Source organism: Lutibacter sp. (assembly GCF_016342705.1).
Taxonomy (GTDB): Bacteria; Bacteroidota; Bacteroidia; order Flavobacteriales; family Flavobacteriaceae; genus Lutibacter.
The window spans coordinates 100,414-124,160 of the sequence record NZ_JAEINV010000003.1; the positions used below are offsets into that span (position 1 = coordinate 100,414).

27 protein-coding genes and 1 tRNA gene are annotated in these 23,747 nt (G+C 28.6%); 13 read left to right on the top strand and 15 right to left on the bottom strand.

Annotation, left to right across the window (positions count from 1 at the left end; translation table 11 throughout):
- Positions 1-64: 64 nt before the first annotated feature.
- The 4 genes from JEY78_RS04060 to JEY78_RS04075 form a co-directional block, all read right to left on the bottom strand.
- Positions 65-964: a serine hydrolase gene (locus JEY78_RS04060; RefSeq protein ID WP_291846984.1), complete on the bottom strand. Its 900-nt coding sequence runs from the start codon at positions 962-964 to the stop codon at positions 65-67.
- A gap of 98 nt (positions 965-1,062) precedes the next feature.
- A complete protein-coding gene (locus tag JEY78_RS04065) occupies positions 1,063-1,968 on the bottom strand; it encodes a serine hydrolase (protein ID WP_291846986.1) in 906 nt (301 codons plus the stop codon).
- Between the two features lie 209 nt (positions 1,969-2,177).
- Positions 2,178-2,615 carry a hypothetical protein gene (locus tag JEY78_RS04070; RefSeq protein ID WP_291846989.1) on the bottom strand — a complete coding sequence of 146 codons (438 nt, stop codon included), beginning with the start codon at positions 2,613-2,615 and terminating at the stop codon, positions 2,178-2,180.
- 52 nt (positions 2,616-2,667) lie between these two features.
- The gene (locus JEY78_RS04075) at positions 2,668-3,087 is read right to left on the bottom strand and encodes a hypothetical protein (protein WP_291846991.1); all 420 of its coding nucleotides are present in this window, start codon (positions 3,085-3,087) and stop codon (positions 2,668-2,670) included.
- A 266-nt stretch (positions 3,088-3,353) separates the two neighbouring features.
- Here JEY78_RS04075 and JEY78_RS04080 point away from each other — a divergent pair, with 266 nt between their 5' ends.
- Genes JEY78_RS04080 through JEY78_RS04090 form a run of 3 tightly spaced genes read left to right on the top strand, consistent with a single transcriptional unit; the run spans position 3,354 to position 5,108 of the window.
- On the top strand, positions 3,354-3,977 hold the full coding sequence (locus JEY78_RS04080) for a WG repeat-containing protein (RefSeq protein WP_291846993.1): 624 nt from the start codon (positions 3,354-3,356) through the stop codon (positions 3,975-3,977).
- An 18-nt stretch (positions 3,978-3,995) separates the two neighbouring features.
- On the top strand, positions 3,996-4,442 hold the full coding sequence (locus JEY78_RS04085; protein WP_291846996.1) for a DUF2267 domain-containing protein: 447 nt from the start codon (positions 3,996-3,998) through the stop codon (positions 4,440-4,442).
- 12 nt (positions 4,443-4,454) lie between these two features.
- Positions 4,455-5,108 (top strand): alpha/beta hydrolase, encoded by a 654-nt coding sequence (locus JEY78_RS04090; protein WP_291846999.1) that lies wholly within the window; start codon positions 4,455-4,457, stop codon positions 5,106-5,108.
- Positions 5,109-5,622: 514 nt separating this feature from the next.
- On the opposite strand, the gene JEY78_RS04095 is transcribed toward JEY78_RS04090, so the two are convergent.
- The 9 genes from JEY78_RS04095 to JEY78_RS04135 form a co-directional block, all read right to left on the bottom strand.
- Positions 5,623-6,012, bottom strand: a complete 390-nt coding sequence (locus JEY78_RS04095; protein WP_291847002.1) for a hypothetical protein — start codon at positions 6,010-6,012, stop codon at positions 5,623-5,625.
- A 10-nt stretch (positions 6,013-6,022) separates the two neighbouring features.
- On the bottom strand, positions 6,023-6,865 hold the full coding sequence (locus tag JEY78_RS04100; protein ID WP_291847005.1) for a universal stress protein: 843 nt from the start codon (positions 6,863-6,865) through the stop codon (positions 6,023-6,025).
- 96 nt (positions 6,866-6,961) lie between these two features.
- Positions 6,962-8,020: a response regulator gene (locus JEY78_RS04105; RefSeq protein ID WP_291847008.1), complete on the bottom strand. Its 1,059-nt coding sequence runs from the start codon at positions 8,018-8,020 to the stop codon at positions 6,962-6,964.
- Position 8,021: 1 nt separating this feature from the next.
- Positions 8,022-9,260 (bottom strand): PAS domain-containing sensor histidine kinase, encoded by a 1,239-nt coding sequence (locus JEY78_RS04110; protein ID WP_291847010.1) that lies wholly within the window; start codon positions 9,258-9,260, stop codon positions 8,022-8,024.
- Positions 9,261-9,360: 100 nt separating this feature from the next.
- A complete protein-coding gene (locus JEY78_RS04115; protein WP_291847011.1) occupies positions 9,361-10,347 on the bottom strand; it encodes an MlaD family protein in 987 nt (328 codons plus the stop codon).
- Positions 10,348-10,353: 6 nt separating this feature from the next.
- A complete protein-coding gene (locus JEY78_RS04120) occupies positions 10,354-11,094 on the bottom strand; it encodes an ABC transporter ATP-binding protein (RefSeq protein WP_291847013.1) in 741 nt (246 codons plus the stop codon).
- A 3-nt stretch (positions 11,095-11,097) separates the two neighbouring features.
- Positions 11,098-11,880, bottom strand: coding sequence for an ABC transporter permease (locus tag JEY78_RS04125; RefSeq protein WP_291847015.1), 783 nt, complete (start codon positions 11,878-11,880; stop codon positions 11,098-11,100).
- Positions 11,881-12,044: 164 nt separating this feature from the next.
- Positions 12,045-12,119: transfer RNA gene (locus tag JEY78_RS04130), tRNA-Pro, on the bottom strand.
- Positions 12,120-12,177: 58 nt separating this feature from the next.
- Positions 12,178-12,516: a co-chaperone YbbN gene (locus tag JEY78_RS04135; protein WP_291847018.1), complete on the bottom strand. Its 339-nt coding sequence runs from the start codon at positions 12,514-12,516 to the stop codon at positions 12,178-12,180.
- A gap of 163 nt (positions 12,517-12,679) precedes the next feature.
- Between JEY78_RS04135 and trxB the strand changes: the two genes are divergently transcribed.
- Complete coding sequence (trxB, locus tag JEY78_RS04140; protein WP_291847020.1) at positions 12,680-13,627, top strand: thioredoxin-disulfide reductase; 948 nt, start codon at positions 12,680-12,682, stop codon at positions 13,625-13,627.
- A 147-nt stretch (positions 13,628-13,774) separates the two neighbouring features.
- Positions 13,775-15,358, top strand: a complete 1,584-nt coding sequence (locus JEY78_RS04145; protein ID WP_291847023.1) for an aspartate:alanine exchanger family transporter — start codon at positions 13,775-13,777, stop codon at positions 15,356-15,358.
- Positions 15,359-15,364: 6 nt separating this feature from the next.
- Here the strand turns inward: JEY78_RS04145 and JEY78_RS04150 are convergent, their stop codons facing one another.
- Positions 15,365-16,213 carry a DUF2807 domain-containing protein gene (locus JEY78_RS04150; RefSeq protein ID WP_291847026.1) on the bottom strand — a complete coding sequence of 283 codons (849 nt, stop codon included), beginning with the start codon at positions 16,211-16,213 and terminating at the stop codon, positions 15,365-15,367.
- A gap of 227 nt (positions 16,214-16,440) precedes the next feature.
- On the opposite strand from JEY78_RS04150, the gene JEY78_RS04155 reads away from it, so the two are divergent.
- From JEY78_RS04155 to JEY78_RS04190, 8 genes are read left to right on the top strand one after another with little or no spacing between them, the layout of a single operon-like run.
- The gene (locus JEY78_RS04155) at positions 16,441-17,832 is read left to right on the top strand and encodes an anthranilate synthase component I family protein (protein ID WP_291847029.1); all 1,392 of its coding nucleotides are present in this window, start codon (positions 16,441-16,443) and stop codon (positions 17,830-17,832) included.
- Positions 17,833-17,836: 4 nt separating this feature from the next.
- Entirely contained in the window at positions 17,837-18,412 is a 576-nt protein-coding gene (locus tag JEY78_RS04160; protein ID WP_291847032.1) for an aminodeoxychorismate/anthranilate synthase component II, read from the top strand.
- A 7-nt stretch (positions 18,413-18,419) separates the two neighbouring features.
- Positions 18,420-19,406, top strand: a complete 987-nt coding sequence (gene trpD, locus JEY78_RS04165; RefSeq protein ID WP_291847034.1) for an anthranilate phosphoribosyltransferase — start codon at positions 18,420-18,422, stop codon at positions 19,404-19,406.
- Between the two features lies 1 nt (position 19,407).
- Positions 19,408-20,193, top strand: a complete 786-nt coding sequence (gene trpC / locus JEY78_RS04170; protein ID WP_291847036.1) for an indole-3-glycerol phosphate synthase TrpC — start codon at positions 19,408-19,410, stop codon at positions 20,191-20,193.
- A 2-nt stretch (positions 20,194-20,195) separates the two neighbouring features.
- Positions 20,196-20,837 (top strand): phosphoribosylanthranilate isomerase, encoded by a 642-nt coding sequence (locus JEY78_RS04175; RefSeq protein ID WP_291847038.1) that lies wholly within the window; start codon positions 20,196-20,198, stop codon positions 20,835-20,837.
- A complete protein-coding gene (trpB, locus tag JEY78_RS04180; RefSeq protein ID WP_291847039.1) occupies positions 20,834-22,015 on the top strand; it encodes a tryptophan synthase subunit beta in 1,182 nt (393 codons plus the stop codon). Before JEY78_RS04175 ends, trpB begins: the two co-directional genes overlap by 4 nt.
- A gap of 4 nt (positions 22,016-22,019) precedes the next feature.
- Complete coding sequence (trpA, locus tag JEY78_RS04185; RefSeq protein WP_291847041.1) at positions 22,020-22,787, top strand: tryptophan synthase subunit alpha; 768 nt, start codon at positions 22,020-22,022, stop codon at positions 22,785-22,787.
- 28 nt (positions 22,788-22,815) lie between these two features.
- Positions 22,816-23,049 carry a CDGSH iron-sulfur domain-containing protein gene (locus JEY78_RS04190; RefSeq protein WP_291847043.1) on the top strand — a complete coding sequence of 78 codons (234 nt, stop codon included), beginning with the start codon at positions 22,816-22,818 and terminating at the stop codon, positions 23,047-23,049.
- Here JEY78_RS04190 and JEY78_RS04195 read toward each other — a convergent pair whose 3' ends face one another.
- Entirely contained in the window at positions 23,050-23,706 is a 657-nt protein-coding gene (locus JEY78_RS04195) for a uracil-DNA glycosylase family protein (protein ID WP_291847045.1), read from the bottom strand.
- Positions 23,707-23,747: the final 41 nt, after the last annotated feature.

A 23,747-nucleotide genomic window follows, 5' to 3' on the forward strand; every position in this document is an offset into this window, starting at 1 on the left:
CAAACAATTCTAAAATAAATAAGTGTGTGTTTTTTGAAGAAATATTAAAAAAATAGAATTTAGTTTAATATTTAGCCAATACTTTTTCAACTGGTTTTACTAAATTTCTGATTATTTTTTCACCAGATGCATCATTCACCAAAGCCACTAAAATATAGCGTCTTTTTGGGTCTTTTCCCCAAACTAAAATAGAATCTGAATGAAAATTTTTCCAAGAACCGGATTTTCTAAACAACCGTGCATTTGGAGCAATTTGATCTAAAGTATTTACAAATTTATGATGTAATGCTGGTTTTTCCATAATACCTAACATTTCTTTAGATCTTTCTTTGTTTACCAATTTTCCATTGGCTAATAAATAATAAAACCTACAAACTTGATTTACAGTTGCAGCGTGACTTAAATTTTTTAGCGGCTCCCTATGCGTTTTTCCACTGCTAGCATAACGTTTACCAACCCATAAACCACCTCCGTGTTCTTCATCATATAATTGGTATTTCTCATCTGTTAAAACGGTTTCAATCTTATCAAAGCCTAATCTGTCAATCATTCTGGTTGCAGCTTGATTGTTAGATTTGCTAATCATTAATTTCATATCATTTTTAACTTCAGGAGTTTCTTTTAATTCTCCTTTTTCTATAGCATCCATGGCAGCTAATAAAATAGCAATTTTAGGTAAACTTGCGGCATACATCATATTATTGCCATTAATTCTGGCGTATTCAATTTGGTTTTGATTACTTAAATCAATAACACCAACAGCTAATTTATTTTGTTGTATTAAATTTTTCCATTTAGGAATTTTATTTAATTCTAATTCTAAACCAGTTTGCAATTCTTTATTTAAAAGGCTTCCTAATGGTTTAATATTTAAATCATTAGTTTGTATTGGTAAGTCGTTTTGCCCAAACATAATAGTTGTGGCAAAAATAATTGTAAATAGCAGTGCTTGAAACCTATTCATTTTCCGTTTTGTTTTAAATGTATTAAACTAAATTTGATAATTTGTAATTTAGAAGAATACTATACTAAAACTATATAATTACAACTTTAGTATGTTGTTTATATAACCAATGCTTTTTTTAGTACCTTTTCAACAGGAACTACTAAGTTTCTAATTATGCTTTCTCCATTTGCATCATCAATTAATGCCACTAAAATATAGCGCCTGGTAGCTTCTTTTCCCCAAACTAAAATAGAGTCTGAATGAAAGTTTTTCCAAGAACCGGATTTTCTAAATAGTCGCGCATCCGGAGCAATTAAATCTAACGTATTTACAAATTTGTGATGCAAAGCTGGATTTTCCATAATATCTAACATTTCTTTAGATCTTTCATTATTTACCAGTTTTCCATTTGCTAATAAATAGTAATATTTGCAAACTTGGGCTACTGTTGCAGCGTGACTTAAATGTTTTAGAGGTTCTCTATTGGTAGGTCCTCCTGCGGCATAACGTTTGCCAACCCATAAACCTCCATAAGTTTTATCATATAATTTGTATTTATCATCGGTCATAACGCTTTCTATTTTGGCATAACCTAATCTATCTATCATTCTTGTAGAAGCTTGATTATTAGAATTACTAATCATTAGCTTCATATCTTTTACTACCTCTGGAGTTTCTTTTAATTGTCCTTTTTCAATAGCATCCATTGCTGCTAATAACACAGCAATTTTAGGTAAACTTGCAGCATACATCATTTGGTTGCTATTTACGCTTGCATATTTTGCGTCTTCTGGATTACTTAAATCTATAACTCCAACAGCCATTTTGTTTTCTGCAATTAATTTTTTCCAAGCAGGCACTTTATTTAATTCTTGTTCTAAACTTTTTTGAAGTAAGGGATTTGATAAATTATTTAACGTTTTAATTTTTGAATCATCTAAACGTAAAGGTAAATCGTTTTGAGAATTTGCTACGGATGAAATAAATAGTACAAGAACTATAATTAATTGATATAACTTCATTTAGATGCCAAATTAATATTTAAAATTTAGGCAAATGTATTTTATTTTTAAATATGTTGGTTGTTAAATTTTTCAGATATTAAAAAAATATTTTCCTTGTAGATACTAGGTTTTAGTTGTTTGTAGACTTTAAAATTGTTAAAAAACCAATTAAAGAAGTATATTTAACATATATTCTGGCGTAGTTTTATAGAAATTAAACTATTTGATTATTGAATTTGTTTTATGTTTTTTTTACGCATTACTTTTTCAACAACTTCAAAAATTTGTTTTTTTAAATTTTTATATTTCTTCATATAAATTTCAATTTCTTTTTCTAATTTTTTGTGTTGATCAATATAGTTGATGTTAGTTAGTAGGTTATTATGTTCAATTAATTCAGCCAATAAAAGTTCGTGTTTATTTATTGTTTCGATTAAAATTTCTCCAGAGGCATCTTCAACTTTCATTTTCTTTGTAAATATTTCAATTCTTTTACCCAAGCCTGCAAAAAGATAATCTATATATTTTTCACTTAATAAATGATTTAAGAACTTAATTTCATCTCTTATAAAAGCTAACTCAGAAAGCCAATTTTTAGATTCTTCATGTAATTCTGAAACACTTTTTCGGGTATTTGACCAAGTTTTTTTTATAGTTGTTGTCATAATTTTAAGTTTTTTTAATATTTAAAAAATAGTATTATTTATTTTCAATTTCTTAATTAGTTTCCAATAAGCCTTCAACATATTCATAAATATTGCACTTTAAGGTATTATAATTTTTGAAATAATTAAAAATTGATTCTGCTATTTTTTGATAAGTAATCAAATAGTAATCGTGACTTTCAAGATGATGTTTCTCATCTTGGCCAATTAAATCGTTTTTATAATCATCAATTTCAATAAGTAGTGAATGTCTTGTGTTTTCAACATTTGAAAGTTCTTTTAAAAATAGTTGAATACGTTCATAAAGGTTTGGAGTATTAGAATTAACAGGGTAGTTTTTTAGCAAATTTGTGATAAAATTAAGTTCTGTGTGCATATACCCAAATTCATTCTCCCAGCAATTTATTTGGTAAAGTATTTCATTAATACTTTTGCCATAACCAAATGTTTTATAGTGAACTTCGGTGATCATTTTTTTCAGTTTTATATTCATATAAAGTAATAAAATGTTTTGTTGATTAGGAATGATTCTTATCAGTTTAATTGGAAAAATTTACTTCAATAAAAATTATAAAAATAAGATGAAAAATAATTAAACAATTGAAAAACATTGATTTAGTATGAGTTTTTTTATTGTTGGAAAGCTGTATTTTCTTTAATGCATAAGCTCATTGAGCAATATCATTTTGTAAAATTTAAACAAATAATAGATTTATAAAACTTTAAAATATTAGTATAATGAAAAGTTTGTATTTTTTATTTATTTGTCTATTTGTTTATTCACAATCTAATTCCCAAATATTAAATGAAATTGATGAGTGTTTTCCTTTTCAAGGCTATTTTGCTGCGGTAAAACAAGATGGAAAATGGGGTTTTATAAATAGGGAAGGTGTACAAGTTATAAATTTTAGAAATGATTTAGTTGTTGAAAAAAGCAGTCAAAATGTGTGTAACTCAGAATTTGAATCTACAATTCATCCAGTTTTAAGCGATAATAGATGTTTAATAAAAAAACTTATAAATGGGGTGTATTATTATGGATATATTAATGAAAAAGGGGAAGAAATAATTGAACCACAATTCTTAAATGCTTCAAATTTTATGAACGGTTTTGCAATTATTATAAAACTAGTTAAAACAGAAATAGGTTATAATGAATTGTTGAAAAAACAAATAATTGCAGAAAAGTTAGAGGAATATATTATTGATGTAAATGGAAATTTATATATGTTTTTAAATAACATACGAAATTACGTTCCATCAAAAAATAATACACCGCCAGAATTCCATTCAAAATTTATAGCTCCAAATTTAATTGCTGTAAAAAACAAAAGAGAAAAGTGGGATATTTATAAGTTTTAGGAGTTAACAATAACAAATATGGGACTTAATTTTAATCAATTTGCAAAAGAAGCTAATTCATTTTTAAAGGCGTATGCCAAACAAATGAATTTAAACAATGATATAGAAAAGGCAGGTAGAATACTTTCTGCAACTCTTCATGGATTGCGCGATATAATTTCTACAGAAGAATCTTTACAGTTAATTGCTCAATTTCCAATGTTTTTAAAAGCTGTTTATGTAAATGGCTGGTCACTTAAAAAGAAAAGAAAAGTTAAAAATTTGGTCGATTTTATAGATTTAGTTCGAAGGTATGATGGAAACACTTCTATACACGATTTTGAATCTGATGAAAAAGCTGAAAACTATATAAAAACAACCTTTATCGTTTTACGAAAATATGTGTCTTTGGGAGAGCTAGAAGATATAAGAACTGAACTTCCAAAAGATTTAAAATTTATAATTTATCAGAGTGTTATGTTTTAAAAAATAAAAATAATGAAAATTGCAGATGCTTATAAAGAAATTGAAATTTATATTGGTAATATAAGTTTAAAAGGAAAATTGAGACTTCCAGAAAATGTAGAAACTAAAGGAATAATTTTATTTTCACACGGAAGTGGAAGTAGCCGTTTAAGTGTTAGAAATAATTTTGTAGCTAATTTATTAATTGAAGAAGGGTTTGCTAGTTTACTTTTTGATTTACTAACACCTGAAGAAGATTTGGTTTACGAAAATAGATTTGATATAGATTTGCTAACAGAACGTTTATTAAAGGTTACAAAATGGGTGCGTAACTATAAGCATACAAAGCATTTACCTATTGCGTATTTTGGAGCTAGTACAGGTGCAGCTTCTGCTTTAAATGCCGCAGCATATTTGGGAAATAAAGTTAAAGCTGTTGTGTTGCGTGGAGGAAGACCAGATTTAGTAACCTATAGTTTAATGTATATAACAGCACCAACTTTATTTATCGTAGGAAGGAATGATGATGTTGTTGTTGAATTAAATAAAAGAGCACGAGCTAATTTAAAATGCTATAGTGAGTTGAAAATAATTGACGGAGCATCACATTTGTTCACGGAAACAGGAAAATTAGAAATGATCACAAAACTGTCAAGTGGTTGGTTTGATAAGTATTTAAAAGATTAGTAGCATAATTTATGCTGTAAATAGAAACAGGGAAACTTGCGCTTCCCTGTTTCCTTTTTGAGGCTTAATTTTATAATTTAACGTTTCTTCTTTTTAACTTCGGCTTTCACCTTTTTTGAAATTAATACTCCGTTATATTAAATTATAATATTAATAATCCTCAAAATTGTCTAAAATTATAATAATCTAGACTTAAATTATTAAGAAACAGGAAGTTTTCACTTCCTGTTTCCTTTTGGGAAGATTACAGTAACGTTATGAGATTAAATAATTTTTCAAAATTTTATTTCTAAAATTAAGAATATAACCAAACTACTCATGCAGTATCTAAACCTTTCCATTTACATTTTTGTTAACCGATGTAAATTTTTTTGAAGTTTTTGAATTTTCAAAGAACTCAAAGAACGTTTAAGTTACAGTATAAATTTAAGGTGTAAATTAAAGATTTTAAATGATTTAAATCAAATTAGTGATTGATTGTTGTCAGTTTTATAATTTGTGTTTTTTTAATAAATTACACAAAAACAAAGCCGTAAGCCATACTTAATAAAAAAACACCCACTAAAAAAAGCAACATATATAGTAATTGAACAAATTTAATATTAATAAAATTTAACCAATTCACTGTTCGAAGTGGAAAAATAAATAGAGATAAGCCTATAGTTAGAGAACACCAGCCTATTAAAGTTATAATTATTGTCCAGTTGTTTTCCCAAATATTATGAAAAAGGATGTTTAATAATCCAATAATTATGGCAATAAAAGAGGAAATTATTACAAATTTTTGATCTTTTAAATCCTTCATTATTTGCACAATTCTTTTTGGGTTAAAACTTAATATTAAGAAGAATATAATTAAATACCATCCCCAAAATTTGGCTAAAAAAGTTGACGCATTTTCCATAATTGTATATTTAATCTTCGTGTAAAACTAAAAAAGGAACTTTTGTATGGTAACTAATTTCTTCAACAGTTGGTTTAAACAAAATGCGTTGAAAAAAGGTTAAATTTTTTGCAATCATTATAATAACATCAATATGTCTGCTCTCTACAAAACATTCTACGCCATCTTCAATTTTATTGTTGGTAATTTTATGAAAACTGTGTTTTTCTTCAGTAAAATAATTATGTAAATAATGCTTGTTTTCTAATTGGTTGCCTGTTAGTATTTCATTTTTTTTAGCAATATGTAAAATTCTAACTGATGAATTATATATTTCGGCAAATTCAGAAATATTATTTAATATAACTGGTTGGTAAAAATTATGAAAATCTGTAGGAAAAGCAATTTCTTTTGGTGCAATAAATGTTGAATTTTCTGGAATTATTAGTACAGGGCATTTTATTTTTGTTATTAAATCACCAGTATTTGTGCCAATTACAACTTCGTTAAAACCAGTTGCTCCTTTTGTACCCATAATTATAAGATCTATTTTCTTTTCTTCAATTTGAGTTTTTACTGCGTCAATAAAAAAGTCATATTTTGAAATGGTATAAAAATGATGTTCTGGGTTTGAATCTATTTTTTTTATTTTTTTTATTAATTTTTGTAATTCAATTTTAGCTTGTTTTAATACAGTAGCTTCTAATATGTTGGTTGTTGGGTATATAGGAATTTCGCCGCCAATATAAGTTGGCATTAGGGTAACGTGTAATATATAAAAGTTACACGGTAAATTTTTGTAAAATTCAAGACCATATTTTATGGCATTCCAAGAATTTTTTGAAAAATCGGTTGGTAATAGTATATTTTTCATGGTGCTTTTTAATTTCTGTGATACTCAAAGTTAGGAAGCAAAATGAAACAGTAAAATGATATTCGTCAGGAGGAAGAAAGGAATATTTGGGTAATATTAATTTATTCGTTTTAATTTTTCAATATTTAAAATTTTAATATTTCTTCCATCAACATCAATTAATCCTTCTTTTTTAAAATCGGAAAGTGTTCTTATAAAAGTTTCGGTTGCTATTCCAGCAATACTTGCTAAATCGCTTCGTAATATTTGCACGCAAATGTTGGGAGTTTTTTTAATTTTTTCGGAAAATTGTAAAATGGTACTTGCTGTTTTTTTTCTAACAGAACTATAAGCCATTTCTAATAAATGTTCTTTAATTTCGTACACATTATCACTTAAATAATCAAATAATTCTAATGTTAAATCGTGGTTGTTATTTAAAATTGTTTTTAAATGATTGTTTGATAATCTTAAAGTTGATGTGTCCTCAATAGCTGCAGCAAATTCTTGATGCGGAATGTTGAGTGAAAAGGATGTGAATCCGAAAAAATCGCCTTCTTTTAACAATTCAGTTATTAGCTCTTTACCTTGCTCATCTATTTTATATGTTTTAACAATTCCTTTGTTTATTAAATATATATAGTTAGAGTTGTCGCCTTGATGATAAATAACTTCTCCAGCAAACAAAGTATGTTCTTCTGCGTTATTTATAAAATAGTTTTTTAAATGTTCTATTGTTTTAAGTTCACCTTCATTAGCAACAATTTGTTCTTTTTTATTTGAAGTATGTATGTTTTCATTTAAAATAGCCACTTTTGCTAACCTACTTTCTATAGCGCTAAATAATTCCGATTCATCAAAAGGTTTTGTTATATAATCATCAGCTCCCATATTCATTCCTTTTCTAACATCTTTATGTTCAGTTTTTGCTGATAGAAAAATAAACGGAATTTGTTGTGTTGCTTTTTCTTTTGATAATATTTGAAGCACGCCATAGCCGTTTAATTCTGGCATCATAATGTCGCAAATTATTAAATCTGGCAATTGAGTTTTTGCTATGTTAACTCCAATTTTACCATGTGCAGCAGTTAATACTTTATAATTTGCTAGCTCTAAAAGTTCTGCTGTATTTTCTCGCACAACTGCATCATCTTCTATTAATAAAATTGTTTTCATTTTAAAGTTTGTTAGGTAAGCTTATAATAAATGTTGAACCTTCATTAATTTTACTTAAAAAACTTAGATTTCCACCTAAATTATCAATATGAGTTTTTACAATATTTAACCCTATTCCGGTTCCGGGAACGTTTAATACATTTTCAGCTCTAAAATATCTGTTACATATAAATTTCTGGTCGTATTCAGGAATTCCAATGCCATTATCGGTTATTTTAAATTCTATAGTGGAGTTGTTTTGATAAACTTCTAAAATTATAGTGCTATTTTTAGGTGAATACTTTATGGCGTTATTTAGAATATTTGATAAAGCCAATTTTAAATATTTTTCGTCTTGCGTAACTTTAAATTCATCTATATTATTAGGAAATTGAATGTGTTGCCCTTCTTTTAATAACATGTTGGCGTTGTATACAACTTCGTTAATAATAGTGCTTAAATTAAAAGTAGTGAATTTATAATTTATATTGTTTGCTTCTAATTTTTCAATGGATAGAAAATCATTTAAAATGGTGTCAAGGTAATGTGCTTTATTTGTAATTGTCTTTATGTGTTTCTCTCTATTTTCTTGTTGTTCAGTGAGTTGGTATTTGTTTAGTAGCATTGATGATGTTAAAATACCACTTAAAGGCGTTTTAAATTCGTGAGAAACCATTGTTAAAAATTTTGATTTTAATTCATTTAGTTCAATCTCTTTTTTTAAAGCCTCTTTTAATTGGTTTTCTGCAGCCTTCCTTTTTCTTATTTCTTTTTTAAAACTTAGGTTTAGTTCTTTTAGTTGCGTTATTGTATTGTGAAGGTCTGCTGTTCTTTGTTGTACTTTTTTTTCTAATTCAGTATTTATAAAATCTATTCTTCTTTCATTTTCTTTTCTTTCAGAAATATCAATGATTAATGCTAAAACATAAATTTTATTTTCAACTTTAAATGGATTTAACCCAATTTCTAATGGAAATGTTTTGTTACTTTTTTTAACGCCTATTAAATTTAGATTATGTGTAATTTGCCTTTTTCCATTCGAATTTAAAAAATTAGTAAAGTGCGAATTATGCACAGAATGTATTTTTTTTGGAATTAAACAGTTTAACGGGTTATTGGTTAATTCGCCTTTTTTGTAACCAAACATTTTTTCTGCAGGATGATTTGCAGCCACTATAACTTGGTTTTCATCCACTATAATTACACCTTCTGGAATTGCTTCAAAAAGAATATTTAAGATATGTTTATCTTTATAAAACATAAAATTTATAAAAAAGACTAATTCACTTTAAATTTCGTAAAAAAAATGCATAAAGAACCTATAATTACTAAATAAGATTGCAAATACATAATTATTAATTTTATTCTCTCTTTTTCGCTTCTTTAATTTTTTCTCTTTCTAATTTTTTAAAATAACCTCTAAACAAAAAGTTGTGCTGTAATGCTTCTAAATCTTCATTTAATTTCACGCTGCTTTGTTCAATATTTTTTATGGTTGTATCAATGGTCTTTACTAAAGAAGTGTCGTTAACCATATAATTTACGGTTCCTTTTGCTTCTTTAAAATTTAAAATAAGCTCGTTTAAATTCTCTGTTAAAGTATTAATTTGTTTGCTCGATTTTTTTAAGTTTGTTAAAATAGTTTTCATTTTATTTGCTGATATAGAATCGCTTAAAATAACTGACGCTAAACTTTCATCATAATTTATAGCGCTTACAATGTTTTTTAAATCTTTAATTGTTGTGGAAGCATCTGCACTTGCTATTTTAAGATTAAATACTGTTTGTTTAAGATTGGTTGCTAATTCAGGATCTTTAATTAACATTCCTAAAGTTCCTTTTCCTTGGTTTATGGCAGAAGTTATTTTTAGTAAATCCGATGTTAAAAGTGCAGCGTTTTGATTTGTGGTGTTCAAGGTTTCTAGCATATCATTGGTAGAAATTTTACTAAAAGATTTTATAGTATCTCCAGGAGTTAGTGCTGAAGATATTTCTGAATTTGGAACAATGTTTATAACCATACTTCCCACCAAACCGTCCGATCCTATCGCAGCAACTGCATTCTTTTTTATATGGCTTAAAAATTTATCTTCAATAATCATTTCAACACAAATAGTTGTGTCGTTCACCATATTCATGCCTTTCACTGTACCAACATTAATTCCAGAATATCTTACATTATTACCTAATTGTAAGCCATTTACATTGTTAAAAACAGCATTTATTTTAAAAGTTTTTCCAAATAAATTTTGACGATTTCCAATAAAATATAGCGCAATAATTAACGCAATAGTGCTAATAACAATAAATAGGCCTAAATAAAATTTTTGTGTACTAGATTGTTTCATTGTTGTTTATTTAAAAAATGCTTGAATTTTTTTATCTGTTGAAGAAGATAATTCTTTAAAAGTACCTTCCGCATAATTAATTCCATCAATTAGCAAAATCATTCTATTGGAAATCACTCTGGCACAATCAATATCGTGCGTAATAATTAAAGAAGATGTATGATATTGGTTTTGTATGTTTTTCATTAATTCAAGAATTTCTTTTGCCGTAATAGGATCTAAACCTGTTGTTGGTTCATCAAAAATTATAATTTTTGGTTTCATTATAATAGCTCTGGCTAAGGCAATTCTTCTTTTCATACCTCCAGAAAGTTCTTCAGGCATTAAATTTATGGTGTTTAGTAGCCCAACACTTTCTAAAACTTCATTTACTAATTTTTCAATTTCAGTTAAATTTAAATTACTTTTTCGTAAAGGAAATTCCAAGTTTTCTCTCACTGTCATAGAATCGTACAAGGCACTTCCTTGAAAAAGAAAACCAATTTCTGTCCGCAATAAATTCATTTCTTTTTGTGATAATTCTGAAATTGTTTTCCCTGAAATTTCAATACTTCCTTCGTCTGGAATTAGTAAACCAACCAAGCATTTTATCATTACAGATTTTCCTGAGCCAGATTTCCCCATGATAACCAAATTTTCCCCTTCAAATAATTCCATAGAAAAACCATTCAATACAGCATTATTGCCAAAACTTTTTTTTAAATTTTGAATTTTTAATACAGAAGTTTTTTTATTTATAGTTCCCATTTTTTAAATTTCAAAGAATATATCAGAAATAAATACAGCAATAAAATCTATAATAAACAATAACATTGATGTGTAAACAACTGCTGAATTTGACGCTTCACCAACGCCAACAGTTCCTTTTTTACAGTAGAAGCCTTTAAAACAGCCCACTAAGCCAATGGCAAAGCCAAAGAAAAACGATTTGACAGTTGCAGGTATTATGTCTGAAAATTTAATAGCATCAAAAACCTTATTAAAATATAATAAGAAAGAAACGCTTCCTTTTAAATTTTCTACTAGTGCAGATCCAAATAGTGCAATTACATCACCAAAAATAATTAGTAAAGGCAACATTAAAGTAGCGGCTAAAATTCGTGTAACAACTAGGTATTTAAACGGATTTGTTCCTGAAACTTCCATAGCATCAATTTGCTCAGTTACGCGCATTGAGCCCAGTTCGGCTCCAATACCAGAACTTATTTTACCTGTACAAATGAGGGCAATAATTACTGGGCCAATTTCTCTTACAATTGAAATACTTACCATTGATGGCATCCAAGAAACTGCACCAAACTGTGCTAATGTTGGTCGCGATTGTAATGTAAAAACAAGTCCTAAAATAAAACCAGTAACGCCAACTAATACAAGCGATTTATTTGCCATATTATAACATTGTCTTAAAAGTTCTTTAAATTCAAAAGGTGTAGAAAAAACTTCAATGAAAAAGCGTTTTGCAAAATAAGAAAGTTCACCTATTTCAATAAAAAACAATTTAAAGTTACCTAATATTTGTACTGAATTTTTCATCTTTTAAAGATGATTTATTTTTCAACTAAATAAAATACGTTGAGTGAATTGACTATTAAAGGTACGGTATTTTTAGCATTTAAGCTAAGTTTTTAGAGTTGGGAAATGAGTAATTTGTATTAAAACAAAAAACCTTTCAATTTTATTGAAAGGTTTTAATGCAGTCGGGGTGGCAGGATTCGAACCTGCGACCTCCGCGTCCCAAACGCGGCGCGATAACCGGGCTACGCTACACCCCGAATAGTTATCTTAATTTAAGGCTGCAAATATAAAACATATAATATAGAATACAAGTAATTATTCAAAAATAAGTTCATACGGTCTTTTAATTGCTTCTTCCAATTCAAAAATCCCAATGGTTCTGCTTTTTCTAATGGTTTCTTTTCCTTCAAAAAACACCAGAATAGTAGGTTCAACAAACGCTGAATAGCTAGCAGCAACTTCAGGAGCTAAATTTAAATCAACTTTATAAAATTTTACTTTTGGAAATTTTGTTGCAAGCAATTTTCTAACTTTTGGTTCAAAAGCTTCTCCAACACTGCAAGAAATTGTTGAAAAGTAAATTAAAACAGCGGTTTCTGTATTTAAAACGCTCGTTGCATCATTAATAGTTGTTATTGTATTTTCGGTAAACATTTTTCTTATTTAAGGCGCAAATTTAACGTTTAATAATGTTTTTAAAGTAACAAAAGTTAATGATTACAATTTATTATAAGTACATTATTAAAAATTATAAACAATGGTGTTAATATAAGATTAAATGGTATAAATTTGTTGATCATTAAAACAAAACTTAATCATGTCTGATACAATTGAAAGAATAAAATGCTTAATAATTGGTTCTGGTCCTGCAGGTTATACAGCTGCAATTTATGCGGCAAGAGCAGATTTAAAGCCAGTTATGTATACTGGAATGCAAATGGGAGGTCAACTTACAACAACAACTGAAGTTGATAATTTTCCGGGATATCCTAAAGGTACCGATGGAACTGCTATGATGGAGGATTTAAAAAATCAAGCAGAACGCTTTGGAACTGAAGTGCGTTTTGGTTTAGTTACTGAAGTTAATTTTAGTAAGGAAGTTGGAGGTATTCATAAAGTTACCGTTGATGGTTCAAAAATAATTGAAGCAAATTCAATAATAATCTGTACTGGAGCAACCGCAAAATATTTAGGTTTAGAAAGTGAACAGCGTTTAATTGGTGGTGGAGTTTCTGCATGTGCAACTTGTGATGGTTTCTTTTATAGAGGGCAAGATGTTGTAGTTGTTGGAGCAGGAGATACGGCTGCTGAAGAAGCTACTTACTTATCAAATATTTGTAGAAAAGTAACACTTTTGGTTCGTAAAGATTATATGAGAGCATCAAAAGCAATGCAGCATAGAGTTGATAAAACTAAAAATTTAGAAGTAAAATACAATACTGAAATTGAAGAAGTTTTAGGGTCAAATGTTGTAGAAGGCGTTAAAGTATTTAATAATATTTCTGGAGAGAAAGAAGTTATAGAAGTTACTGGAGTATTTGTTGCTATTGGTCATAAGCCAAATACAGATATATTTAAAGGTATTTTAGATATGGATGAAACGGGTTATTTAACAACCAAAGGAAAATCTACAAAAACTAATGTGCCGGGTGTATTTGCTGCAGGTGATGTGCAGGATAAAGAATACCGCCAAGCTGTTACTGCTGCAGGAACAGGTTGCATGGCAGCTTTAGACGCTGAACGTTATTTAGGAGCGTTAGATTAAACTTATTAGTATAGTAATTTAGACCTAAGTTTTTACTTAGGTCTTTTTTTTAGCTATTATAGAGCAATCGTTTTCGTAATTTCTGAAATTATTAATTACTTTGAATATGTGAACTCATTAATTTTGTACAACTAAATTTTTATAAAAATGGATTTATTTACAAGTAGTTATTTTGTATTGTTTTTAATAATAGTAATTGGTTTTATTATTGGGAGAATAAAAATTAAAGGAATATCGCTAGATGTTTCGGCGGTAATATTTGTTGCTTTAGTTTTTGGACATTTTGGTATGGTTGTTCCAAAAGATTTTCAAAATTTAGGATTAGTGCTTTTTATTTTCACCATTGGTATACAAGCAGGACCAAGTTTTTTTGAATCCTTCAAAAAGAATGGTAGAGAATTAGCAATTTTGGCAAGTATACTTATTTTAAGTGCAGGGTTTATTACTTTTTTAATATTTTATTTTTTTGATATAGATAAAAGTTTAGTAATTGGATTGTTAAATGGCGCTTTAACTAGTACACCTGGTTTAGCTGCCGCAATTGATTCAACTGGTTCTCCGCTAGCATCTATTGGTTATGGTATTGGGTATCCTTTTGGGGTAATTGGAGTGATTCTTTTTGTAAGTTTTTTACCAAAAGCGTTACGTTTGAATATTAAGGATGAAGAAAAAAAATACAAAGAACAATTAACAACTGACTTTCCTGAAATTATTAGAAAGCATTTTGTAGTTGAAAATGAAAATGTTATTGGGAAAAATTTTGGAGAATTGAATATTCGATTTATGACAAAGGCTGTAATTTCAAGAATTGTACACGATAATGTTGCTATGGCTCCAGAACCTGAAGTTATTCTTCATAAAGGTGATATTGTAAAGGCTGTAGGAACTTTAGAAGCCTTAGAGAGAGTTAAATTATTAATTGGAGCAGAAGTTGATACTGAAATTCCGTTGGATACTAATTATGATGTTAGATCTATTTTAGTAACAAATAAAGAGGTTGTTAAAAAAACATTAGGGCAATTAAATATTTTACAAACGTATCATGCCACAATTACCAGAATCCGACGTTCAGGTATTAATATTTCTCCAAGTCCTTCATCAAAATTACAATTTGGTGATAAATTGATTGTGGTTTGTCATAAAGATAACATGAAAGATGTAAGTAGAATTTTTGGTGATGATACAAGTAAATTATCAAGTACCGATTTTTTACCTATTGCAACAGGAATTATATTAGGAATTTTAGTAGGGAAAATAAGCCTTACTTTTGATAGTTTTTCATTTAGTTTAGGGCTTACTGGTGGTATTTTAATGGTTGCTTTAGTTTTGGGACGAACTGGTAAAACAGGACCAATTTTATGGACAATGACTGGTGCAGCAAACCAATTATTAAGGCAATTTGGGTTGTTATTCTTTTTAGCCGCCGTTGGCACAAGTGCTGGCACAAGTTTGGTTGAAACCTTTCAAAAATATGGGTTGGAATTATTTTTCTATGGAGTATTAATAACGTTAATACCAATGTTAATAACAACATTTTTTGCAAGATATTTTTTTAAATTAAACATATTAACATTGTTAGGAACTTTAACCGGAAGTATGACGAGTACACCAGGTTTAGCCGCCATAGATAATATGGTAGATGCTGACGCTCCTGCAATTGCTTATGCAACAGTTTACCCAATTGCAATGGTATTACTAATTGTAGTTGTGCAAATTTTAAGTTTACTTTAATTGTAATTAAAATAATTTTTTATCGACTTCTCTTTTATAAAGTGTAGCCCTATCAAAAAATTCTTTTAACTGAATTTTTGGGTTAGAGTATATATAAATTTCAGATGAGTTTCTTGCAAAAACATCAATGTTTTGCGATGCATTAATGTAAATTTTAGAATCATTAGTAGCTTTAATAATTGCATTACTTACCTTAAAATCACTACCTTTAAAAGAGCTGTTTCCGAGTGATTCTGTTTCAATATCGTTAGCGCTTCCGGTAATATTAATACTGGCTTTATCTAACAAATGGATATTTAAGGATTTGGCTTGAATAGTACCTTTAAAATTACTAGATTCTTCTGAAGTTATTGTTATTTCATTACACAGGACTTCCAGTTTTAGATTGCTTGTTTTTTTACAGTTTAACTGAACTTCTTTAGAATTTAAATTCAAATTAAAATCCGCATTATCAAAAGCATTTATTTGTAATGAATCAATAATCAATAAACTTTTTGAAGTTACATTTACATTATTATAAGCAGATATTTCTTTAAAGTTTTTATTTAATTTAATATGAACAATTAATTCTTTTTTACGTCCAATTTTATTATCCGTTTTAATGTTTAAAACACCATTTTTTACTTCAGTTGTAACAACTTCTTGTAAATTAGAATCAGTTTCAACAAAAACCGATTGTGATTCTCCAAAAGTTAAATAAATATCAACATCATCAATAATTTCTAATTTTTCAAAATTGGAAATATTTCTATCAATGTTAGTAACATCTTTATTTCCTTTTAATTTTTCTTGAGAAAAAGTAGAAAATGATATAAAAAATGCAATTAATAGTGAAAGCTTGTAAATATTTTTCATTTTTTTAAACTTTATCGTTATTAAAGATAATATTTTTTTATGATTTATTTGCTCATTTAAAAATCTATGTTACTTTTGCTAAATCAAATGAAGGACAATAACGTAAATATGAATTGGTGGTGGAACTCTCTTAAACAATAAGCGAGAAGCAACTACTATATTTATTATTTTAAAAATATAAATGAAAGGACTTATCGCAAGATAAGTCCTTTTTTATTTCAAGAAATATGAAACAATTAAAATTTAAAACAATAACAAAACAACAATTGGCAGATACAGTAACTCCGGTTGGATTGTATTCAAAAATTAGAGACAAGTATGCCAATAGTTTGTTGTTGGAAAGTTCTGATTATCACAGTAAGGAAGAGAGTTATACGTTTATTTGTATTGAGCCAATAGTCACTTTAAAAGCAGATAAAAACAAGTTTTATTATACGTATAAAAATAGTGTAATTGATATGAAAGAAATTAATAGAGATTTTTATAATATTTTTCAAAATTACACTAAAACTTTAGCTGTAGATTGTCATGAATCAGTAAAATCTTATAATGGGTTTTATGGTTACATTTCATACAACTCGGTTCAATATTTTGAAACCATAAAGCTGAAGGCTACAAAAGCGCCATCTGAAATTCCAGATTTACAGTTTAGTTTTTTTAGATTTATTATTGCAATCAATCATTTTAATGAAGAATTAACTTTAATTGAAAATATTGAAGAAGGAGAAAAATCGAGAATTCATGAAATTGAAACCTTAATTAATTCAAGTACATATGGATTGTATACATATGCATCTGTTGGAAAGGAACAGTCAAACTGTACAGATAGTGAGTTTAAAAACAATGTTACCAAAGCAAAAAAGCATTGTAAACGAGGCGATGTTTTTCAATTGGTGTTATCACGTCAATTTCAACAAAAATATAAAGGCGATGAGTTTAATGTATATAGAGCCTTACGTTCAATAAATCCTTCACCATATTTATTTTATTTCGATTATGGAAGTTTTAAATTAATGGGATCTTCACCAGAAGCTCAAATTAAAATAAATGAAGAGAAAGCAATTATTAATCCAATTGCCGGAACATTTAAAAGAACAGGAGATTTGACTTCAGATATTGCTTTAGGTGAAAAACTATCAAAAGATAAAAAGGAAAATGCTGAACATGTAATGTTAGTAGATTTAGCAAGAAACGATTTAAGTAAACACGCCAGTAATGTTACTGTGGAGGTTTTTAAAGAAGTTCAATATTTTAGTCACGTAATTCATTTAGTTTCTACGGTTCAAGGAAAACCAAAAGGGAGAGCTATTGAAATTGTGGGAGACACTTTTCCAGCAGGAACCTTAAGTGGAGCTCCAAAATTTAAAGCAATGGAATTAATAGATACGTATGAAAACCAATCAAGAGGTTTTTATGGTGGAGCAGTTGGATTTATTGGGCTAGATAATTCAGTGAATTTAGCAATTGCCATTCGTTCATTTGTAAGCAAAAACAATACATTGTTTTATCAGGCCGGAGCAGGAATTGTTATAAATTCAACAGAAGAGGGTGAATTACAAGAGGTTAATAATAAATTGGCTGCTTTGAAAAAAGCATTAATCTTAGCAGAAAAAATTTAAAACTATGAAAATTTTAATATTAGATAATTATGATTCATTTACTTACAACCTAGTACATATGGTTGAAGATATAACAGGTGAATATCCATCTGTATTTAGAAATGATGAAATTTCAATAGAAGCAATTAATGAGTATGATTTAATTTTTTTATCACCAGGACCTGGAATACCAGATGAAGCTGGTATTTTAAAAGAAACCATAAAAGCGTATGCGGGTAAAAAACCAATTTTTGGTGTTTGTTTAGGTTTACAAGCAATTACCGAAGTTTTTGGAGGTAGTTTACAAAATTTAGACTCAGTTTTTCATGGCGTAGCAACTAAAATGTCTATCACAAACTTTGATGCGGTAATTTATAAAGATATTCCAACAGAATTTGAAGCTGCACGGTATCATTCTTGGATTGCAGCAAAACATGATTTTCCAAAAGAATTAGAAATCACATCGGTTGATGAGTTTGGAGATATTATGTCGTTACAACATAAAGTGCATAATATTAGCGCAGTACAATTTCATCCGGAATCTATTTTAACTCCTTTGGGAGAGCAAATGGTTCGTAATTTTATTGAAGCAAATAAATAGAATGAGTATGAAAACAATTTTAAATAAATTATTTGAACAACAACGCTTAACTAAAAAAGAAGCGAAAAAAGTGTTAATTGAAATAGCAAGTGAAAAATTTAATAAAGCTCATTTAGCATCATTTTTAACTGTTTTTATGATGAGACCAATTTCAGTAAATGAATTGGCTGGTTTTAGAGAAGCTTTGCTAGAATTAGCAGTTAAAATTGACTTATCTGAATTTAACACCATAGATTTATGTGGTACTGGAGGAGATGGAAAAGATACTTTTAACATATCTACATTAACTTCATTTGTGGTTGCAGGAACCGGAAATAAAGTTGCAAAGCACGGAAATTATAGTGCCTCATCAGTAAGTGGTTCTTCAAATATGTTGGAGTATTTAGGATATAAATTCACAAATAATCAAGACATTTTAAAATCCCAAATAGATAAAGCAAACATTTGTTTTTTACATGCACCACTTTTTCATCCGGCAATGAAAGCAGTTGGGCCTATTAGAAAAGAATTAGGTATTAAAACATTTTTTAATATGTTAGGACCAATTGTAAATCCAAGCAACCCTCAAAATCAATTAGTAGGTGTTTTTAATTTAGAAATTGCTAGAATTTATAACTATTTATTGCAAGAAACAGCTCAGAATTATGGGATAGTTCATAGTATAGATGGGTACGACGAGATTTCATTAACAAGTGGTTTTAAGTTATTTACTAAAAACAATGAAGCGCAAATTACGCCAGAAGATTTAGGGTTAAAGAGATTAAATCAATCTCAAATTTTTGGAGGAAATACGGTTGAAGAATCTGCAAAAATATTTATTTCAATTATTGAAGGAAAAGGAACAGAAGCTCAAAACAATGTGGTTTTGGCAAATGCAGCTTTTGCATTAAAAACTTTTGATAGCAATAAAACTTTTGAAGACGCCTTTGAAGAGGCAAAAGACTCATTACTAGCATTAAAAGCAAAGGAATGTTTAACTAAATTAGTAAGTTAAAATGAACGTTTTAGATAAAATTATAGCATATAAAAAGAAAGAAATTGCTCAATTAAAAAGAGAAGTTTTAGTTGAAAAATTAGTAAAAAGTCCGGGTTTTAAGCGGAAACCACTTTCATTAAAAGAATCTTTATTAATAAATGGGTCAACTGGAATTATTGCTGAGTTTAAAAGGCAATCTCCTTCAAAAGGAATTATAAACGATAAAGTTTCGGTGGTAGATGTTACCGAAGGTTATTTAAAAGCCAAAGTTGCAGCGCAATCTATTTTAACAGATACTCATTTTTTTGGTGGTACTATTTTAGATTTGATGCAGGCACGTGCTGTAAATGATTTAACACCAATTTTAAGAAAAGATTTTATTGTTGATGGCTTTCAAATAGTTGAAGCTAAAGCTATTGGTGCCGATGTAATTTTATTAATAGCTGCTTTTTTAACTAAAGAAGAATTAAAAAATTACGGAAAATTAGCAGAAGATTTAGGGTTAGATGTATTGTATGAAGTGCACAGTAAAGAAGAACTCGATAAAATTGAATTAGACAATAAAATTATCGGAATTAATAACCGTAATTTAAAAACTTTTGAAGTGGATTTAGAACATTCTATAGAATTAGCTAGTCAAATTCCAAGTAGTTGTATAAAAGTTTCAGAAAGCGGTATTTCCGATCCAAGAATTATAACTGGTTTAAAAGAATATGGATTTCAAGGATTTTTAATTGGTGAAAATTTTATGAAAACTGAAGATCCTGGATATGCTTGTCAAGAATTTATTTCTCAAATTAGATAAAAATGAAAATTAAAGTTTGTGGAATGCGAGAATCAGAAAATCTTCAAAGTTTAATAGCTTTGGAACCAGATTTTATTGGTTTTATTTTTTATGATAAATCTAAACGATTTGTGAGTGATTTTCCAAAAACTAAAATTCCGTTATATATAAAAAAGGTGGGTGTTTTTGTAAATGAAACTACCGAAAATATTTTAAAAACGGTAAGTACATATAATTTAGATTATGTGCAATTACACGGAGATGAATCGTCTGAGTTTTGTTTGCAATTAGCAAAAAGTCAACAAGTTAATGATGGCTTTATGGAGCCATTTCAGTTAGGGGTTATTAAAGCTTTTTCAGTTGATGAAAATTTTGACTTTTCAAAAACGGAACAATTTGAACAAATTTGTGACTATTTTATTTTTGATACCAAAGGAAAAGATTATGGTGGAAACGGAGTGAAATTTAATTGGGAAATTCTTTCAAAATATAAAGGGAATACACCGTTTTTATTGAGTGGAGGGATTTCTAAAATTGATAGCACTGAAATTGTTAAAATAAAGCACAAAGCTTTTGCTGGAGTTGATGTAAATAGTGGTTTTGAATTAAAGCCAGGACTAAAAAATATAGATGATATTAAAGAATTTAAACAAAATTTATTATGAATTATTTTGTAGATGAAAATGGGTATTATGGGGAATTTGGCGGAGCCTATATTCCAGAAATGTTATATCCAAATGTTGAAGAATTACGTCTTAAATATGTTCAAATAATGCAAGAACCTTCTTTCCAAAAGGAATTTCAAAGCTTATTAAAAGAATATGTTGGAAGACCAACACCATTATATTTTGCTAAAAGATTATCAGAAAAATCCAACACAAAAATTTATTTAAAACGAGAAGATCTTTGTCATACTGGAGCACATAAAGTGAATAACACAATTGGGCAAATTTTAATGGCAAAACGTTTAGGTAAAAATAGAATTATTGCCGAAACAGGCGCGGGGCAACATGGAGTTGCAACAGCTACAGTTTGCGCTTTAATGGGACTTGAATGCATTGTGTATATGGGCGAAATTGATATTGCGCGTCAGGCGCCAAATGTTGCGCGTATGAAAATGTTAGGCGCAACAGTTGTTCCAGCGTTATCAGGAAGTAGAACATTGAAAGATGCTACAAATGAGGCGATTAGAGATTGGATTAACAATCCAGTTGATACACATTATATTATTGGTTCTGTTGTTGGGCCACATCCGTATCCAGATATGGTGGCTCGATTTCAATCGGTTATTTCTGAAGAAATGAAATGGCAGTTAAAAGAAAAAGAAGGAAAAGAAAATCCAGATTATGTAATTGCATGTGTGGGAGGTGGAAGTAATGCGGCCGGTGCATTTTATCATTATTTAGATGAAGAAAGTGTACAATTAATTGCAGTTGAAGCAGCAGGTTTGGGGGTGAATTCAGGAGAAAGTGCCGCAACTAGTGTTTTAGGTAACGAAGGAATTATTCATGGAAGTAAAACCTTATTGATGCAAACTAAAGACGGACAAATTACTGAGCCATATTCAATTTCCGCCGGATTGGATTACCCAGGAGTTGGTCCATTACACGCTCATTTATGCAAATCTAAACGTGCAGAATTTATTTCAATTACCGATGCTGAAGCAATGCAGGCAGGGTTGGACCTTTGTAAATTAGAAGGAATTATTCCAGCAATTGAAAGTTCACATGCATTGGCAGTTTTTAATTCAAAAACGTTTAAGGAAAATGATGTTGTTGTTTTGAATTTATCTGGAAGAGGTGATAAAGATTTAGATACGTATATTAAATATTTTAAGTTGTAAAATAATGAACAGAATAAATAATAAATTACAAGAAAGTAAAAAGTTGCTGTCTATTTATTTTACAGCAGGTTTTCCAACTTTAACAGATACCGTTTCCATTATAGAAAAGTTAGAAAAAAGTGGTGTTGATATGATTGAAATTGGATTACCTTTTAGTGATCCTCTGGCTGATGGTCCTACAATTCAGGCGAGCTCAACTACTGCTTTAAATAATGGAATGACAACATCGGTTTTATTTGATCAGTTAAAAGATATTAGAAAAACGGTATCAATTCCGTTAATTATTATGGGATATTTTAACCCTATGATGCAATACGGAATTGAAGAGTTTTGTAAAAAATGTGCTGAAATTGGGATTGATGGATTAATTATTCCTGATTTACCAGTAAATGAATACAACGATAATTTTAAAGTAATATTTGAAAAATATGGTTTAATAAACGTATTTTTAATTACACCTCAAACCTCAGATGAACGTATTAAATTTATTGATGAAATATCAAACGGATTTATTTATATGGTAAGTTCAGCAAGTGTAACGGGTTCTAAAAATAGTTTTGGTGCTGTTCAAAATGAATATTTTAAACGTATTTCAGCAATGAATTTAAAAGCACCGCAAATTATTGGTTTTGGTATTTCAAACGCTGCAACTTTTCAGCAAGCTACTAAATTTGCTAAAGGAGCAATTATTGGTTCAGCTTTTGTGAATCATCTTTCACAAAATGGAGTAAACAGTATAGATAAGTTTGTAAGTGCAATTTTAAAGGATTAACTTTATAAATTAACTAAAAAAATAAAAAATGGAATTACCAAAAAGAGCAGGAGATGCGCCAATAAAAATTGAATTAGAAGAAGGAAAGAGATATGCTTGGTGTACATGTGGTTTGTCTGAAAGTCAACCTTTTTGTGATGGAAAACATAAAGGACAAGGAATGAGTCCGAATGTTTTTATAGCTGAAAAGTCTGAAACAAAACATTTATGTACGTGTAAAGCTACTAAAAATGGCCCATTTTGTGATGGTTCACACAAATAGTTAAAAGTATTTTTTATACTGTAAAACCCTAAAGTCAAATGTATTGAAGTTAGGGTTTTGTTTTTTTAATAATTTATATTCTGGATTACTTCCAACTGCTCTGTTTGCTGTTCCTGTTGGCGCTGTTAAAGAAATTACTTCAATAATTCTGGTATTATCAATTTCAAAATGATGAATTTTTGGTGTCTCTAATGAAATCGTTTTTAAAGGAATGTTATGGGCTTTTAATTGTTTTCGTAAATGGTATTCTGGACCATTTTTACTATTTCCGCCAGTTAAAAGCAACGAAGTAACTGTTGGATTTTTTTTCAAATAAAAAAGCATATCGCGTAGTTGAATATTTTCCATCCCAATATCGGAAGCATCTATTTTTTTACGTTCACAAGATTCAACAATATCACAAATACCAATGTTGTTTTTAATTAAAAAATCTTTTCGTTGTTCAATAGCAAAATCGGTAGTTTCAAATTGTAAATTCAAAGAGTATATTTCATTTAAAATTTTCCATAATTGCCCATCAATACTTCCATAGCAAAAATCAACATCACCTTGTTTTAAATTTCCTAACGAAAATCTTGGCGGAGGTAAAGTTCCTACTATTAATTTTGTTGCGTTTTTTGGAATAAATGGTTTGTATGGATGTTTATGGAAGATCATTTATAATACAATGGTTATTTACTTGATAAATCTACTAATAA

Excerpts from the sequence above, each read along its gene's own strand:
- JEY78_RS04060 (WP_291846984.1), bottom strand. The coding sequence starts at position 964 with ATGAATAGGTTTCAAGCACTGCTATTTACAATTATTTTTGCCACAACT.
- JEY78_RS04065 (WP_291846986.1), bottom strand. The coding sequence starts at position 1,968 with ATGAAGTTATATCAATTAATTATAGTTCTTGTACTATTTATTTCATCC.
- JEY78_RS04070 (WP_291846989.1), bottom strand. The coding sequence starts at position 2,615 with ATGACAACAACTATAAAAAAAACTTGGTCAAATACCCGAAAAAGTGTT.
- JEY78_RS04075 (WP_291846991.1), bottom strand. The coding sequence starts at position 3,087 with ATGATCACCGAAGTTCACTATAAAACATTTGGTTATGGCAAAAGTATT.
- JEY78_RS04080 (WP_291846993.1), top strand. The coding sequence starts at position 3,354 with ATGAAAAGTTTGTATTTTTTATTTATTTGTCTATTTGTTTATTCACAA.
- JEY78_RS04085 (WP_291846996.1), top strand. The coding sequence starts at position 3,996 with ATGGGACTTAATTTTAATCAATTTGCAAAAGAAGCTAATTCATTTTTA.
- JEY78_RS04090 (WP_291846999.1), top strand. The coding sequence starts at position 4,455 with ATGAAAATTGCAGATGCTTATAAAGAAATTGAAATTTATATTGGTAAT.
- JEY78_RS04095 (WP_291847002.1), bottom strand. The coding sequence starts at position 6,012 with ATGGAAAATGCGTCAACTTTTTTAGCCAAATTTTGGGGATGGTATTTA.
- JEY78_RS04100 (WP_291847005.1), bottom strand. The coding sequence starts at position 6,865 with ATGAAAAATATACTATTACCAACCGATTTTTCAAAAAATTCTTGGAAT.
- JEY78_RS04105 (WP_291847008.1), bottom strand. The coding sequence starts at position 8,020 with ATGAAAACAATTTTATTAATAGAAGATGATGCAGTTGTGCGAGAAAAT.
- JEY78_RS04110 (WP_291847010.1), bottom strand. The coding sequence starts at position 9,260 with ATGTTTTATAAAGATAAACATATCTTAAATATTCTTTTTGAAGCAATT.
- JEY78_RS04115 (WP_291847011.1), bottom strand. The coding sequence starts at position 10,347 with ATGAAACAATCTAGTACACAAAAATTTTATTTAGGCCTATTTATTGTT.
- JEY78_RS04120 (WP_291847013.1), bottom strand. The coding sequence starts at position 11,094 with ATGGGAACTATAAATAAAAAAACTTCTGTATTAAAAATTCAAAATTTA.
- JEY78_RS04125 (WP_291847015.1), bottom strand. The coding sequence starts at position 11,880 with ATGAAAAATTCAGTACAAATATTAGGTAACTTTAAATTGTTTTTTATT.
- JEY78_RS04135 (WP_291847018.1), bottom strand. The coding sequence starts at position 12,516 with ATGTTTACCGAAAATACAATAACAACTATTAATGATGCAACGAGCGTT.
- trxB (WP_291847020.1), top strand. The coding sequence starts at position 12,680 with ATGTCTGATACAATTGAAAGAATAAAATGCTTAATAATTGGTTCTGGT.
- JEY78_RS04145 (WP_291847023.1), top strand. The coding sequence starts at position 13,775 with ATGGATTTATTTACAAGTAGTTATTTTGTATTGTTTTTAATAATAGTA.
- JEY78_RS04150 (WP_291847026.1), bottom strand. The coding sequence starts at position 16,213 with ATGAAAAATATTTACAAGCTTTCACTATTAATTGCATTTTTTATATCA.
- JEY78_RS04155 (WP_291847029.1), top strand. The coding sequence starts at position 16,441 with ATGAAACAATTAAAATTTAAAACAATAACAAAACAACAATTGGCAGAT.
- JEY78_RS04160 (WP_291847032.1), top strand. The coding sequence starts at position 17,837 with ATGAAAATTTTAATATTAGATAATTATGATTCATTTACTTACAACCTA.
- trpD (WP_291847034.1), top strand. The coding sequence starts at position 18,420 with ATGAAAACAATTTTAAATAAATTATTTGAACAACAACGCTTAACTAAA.
- trpC (WP_291847036.1), top strand. The coding sequence starts at position 19,408 with ATGAACGTTTTAGATAAAATTATAGCATATAAAAAGAAAGAAATTGCT.
- JEY78_RS04175 (WP_291847038.1), top strand. The coding sequence starts at position 20,196 with ATGAAAATTAAAGTTTGTGGAATGCGAGAATCAGAAAATCTTCAAAGT.
- trpB (WP_291847039.1), top strand. The coding sequence starts at position 20,834 with ATGAATTATTTTGTAGATGAAAATGGGTATTATGGGGAATTTGGCGGA.
- trpA (WP_291847041.1), top strand. The coding sequence starts at position 22,020 with ATGAACAGAATAAATAATAAATTACAAGAAAGTAAAAAGTTGCTGTCT.
- JEY78_RS04190 (WP_291847043.1), top strand. The coding sequence starts at position 22,816 with ATGGAATTACCAAAAAGAGCAGGAGATGCGCCAATAAAAATTGAATTA.
- JEY78_RS04195 (WP_291847045.1), bottom strand. The coding sequence starts at position 23,706 with ATGATCTTCCATAAACATCCATACAAACCATTTATTCCAAAAAACGCA.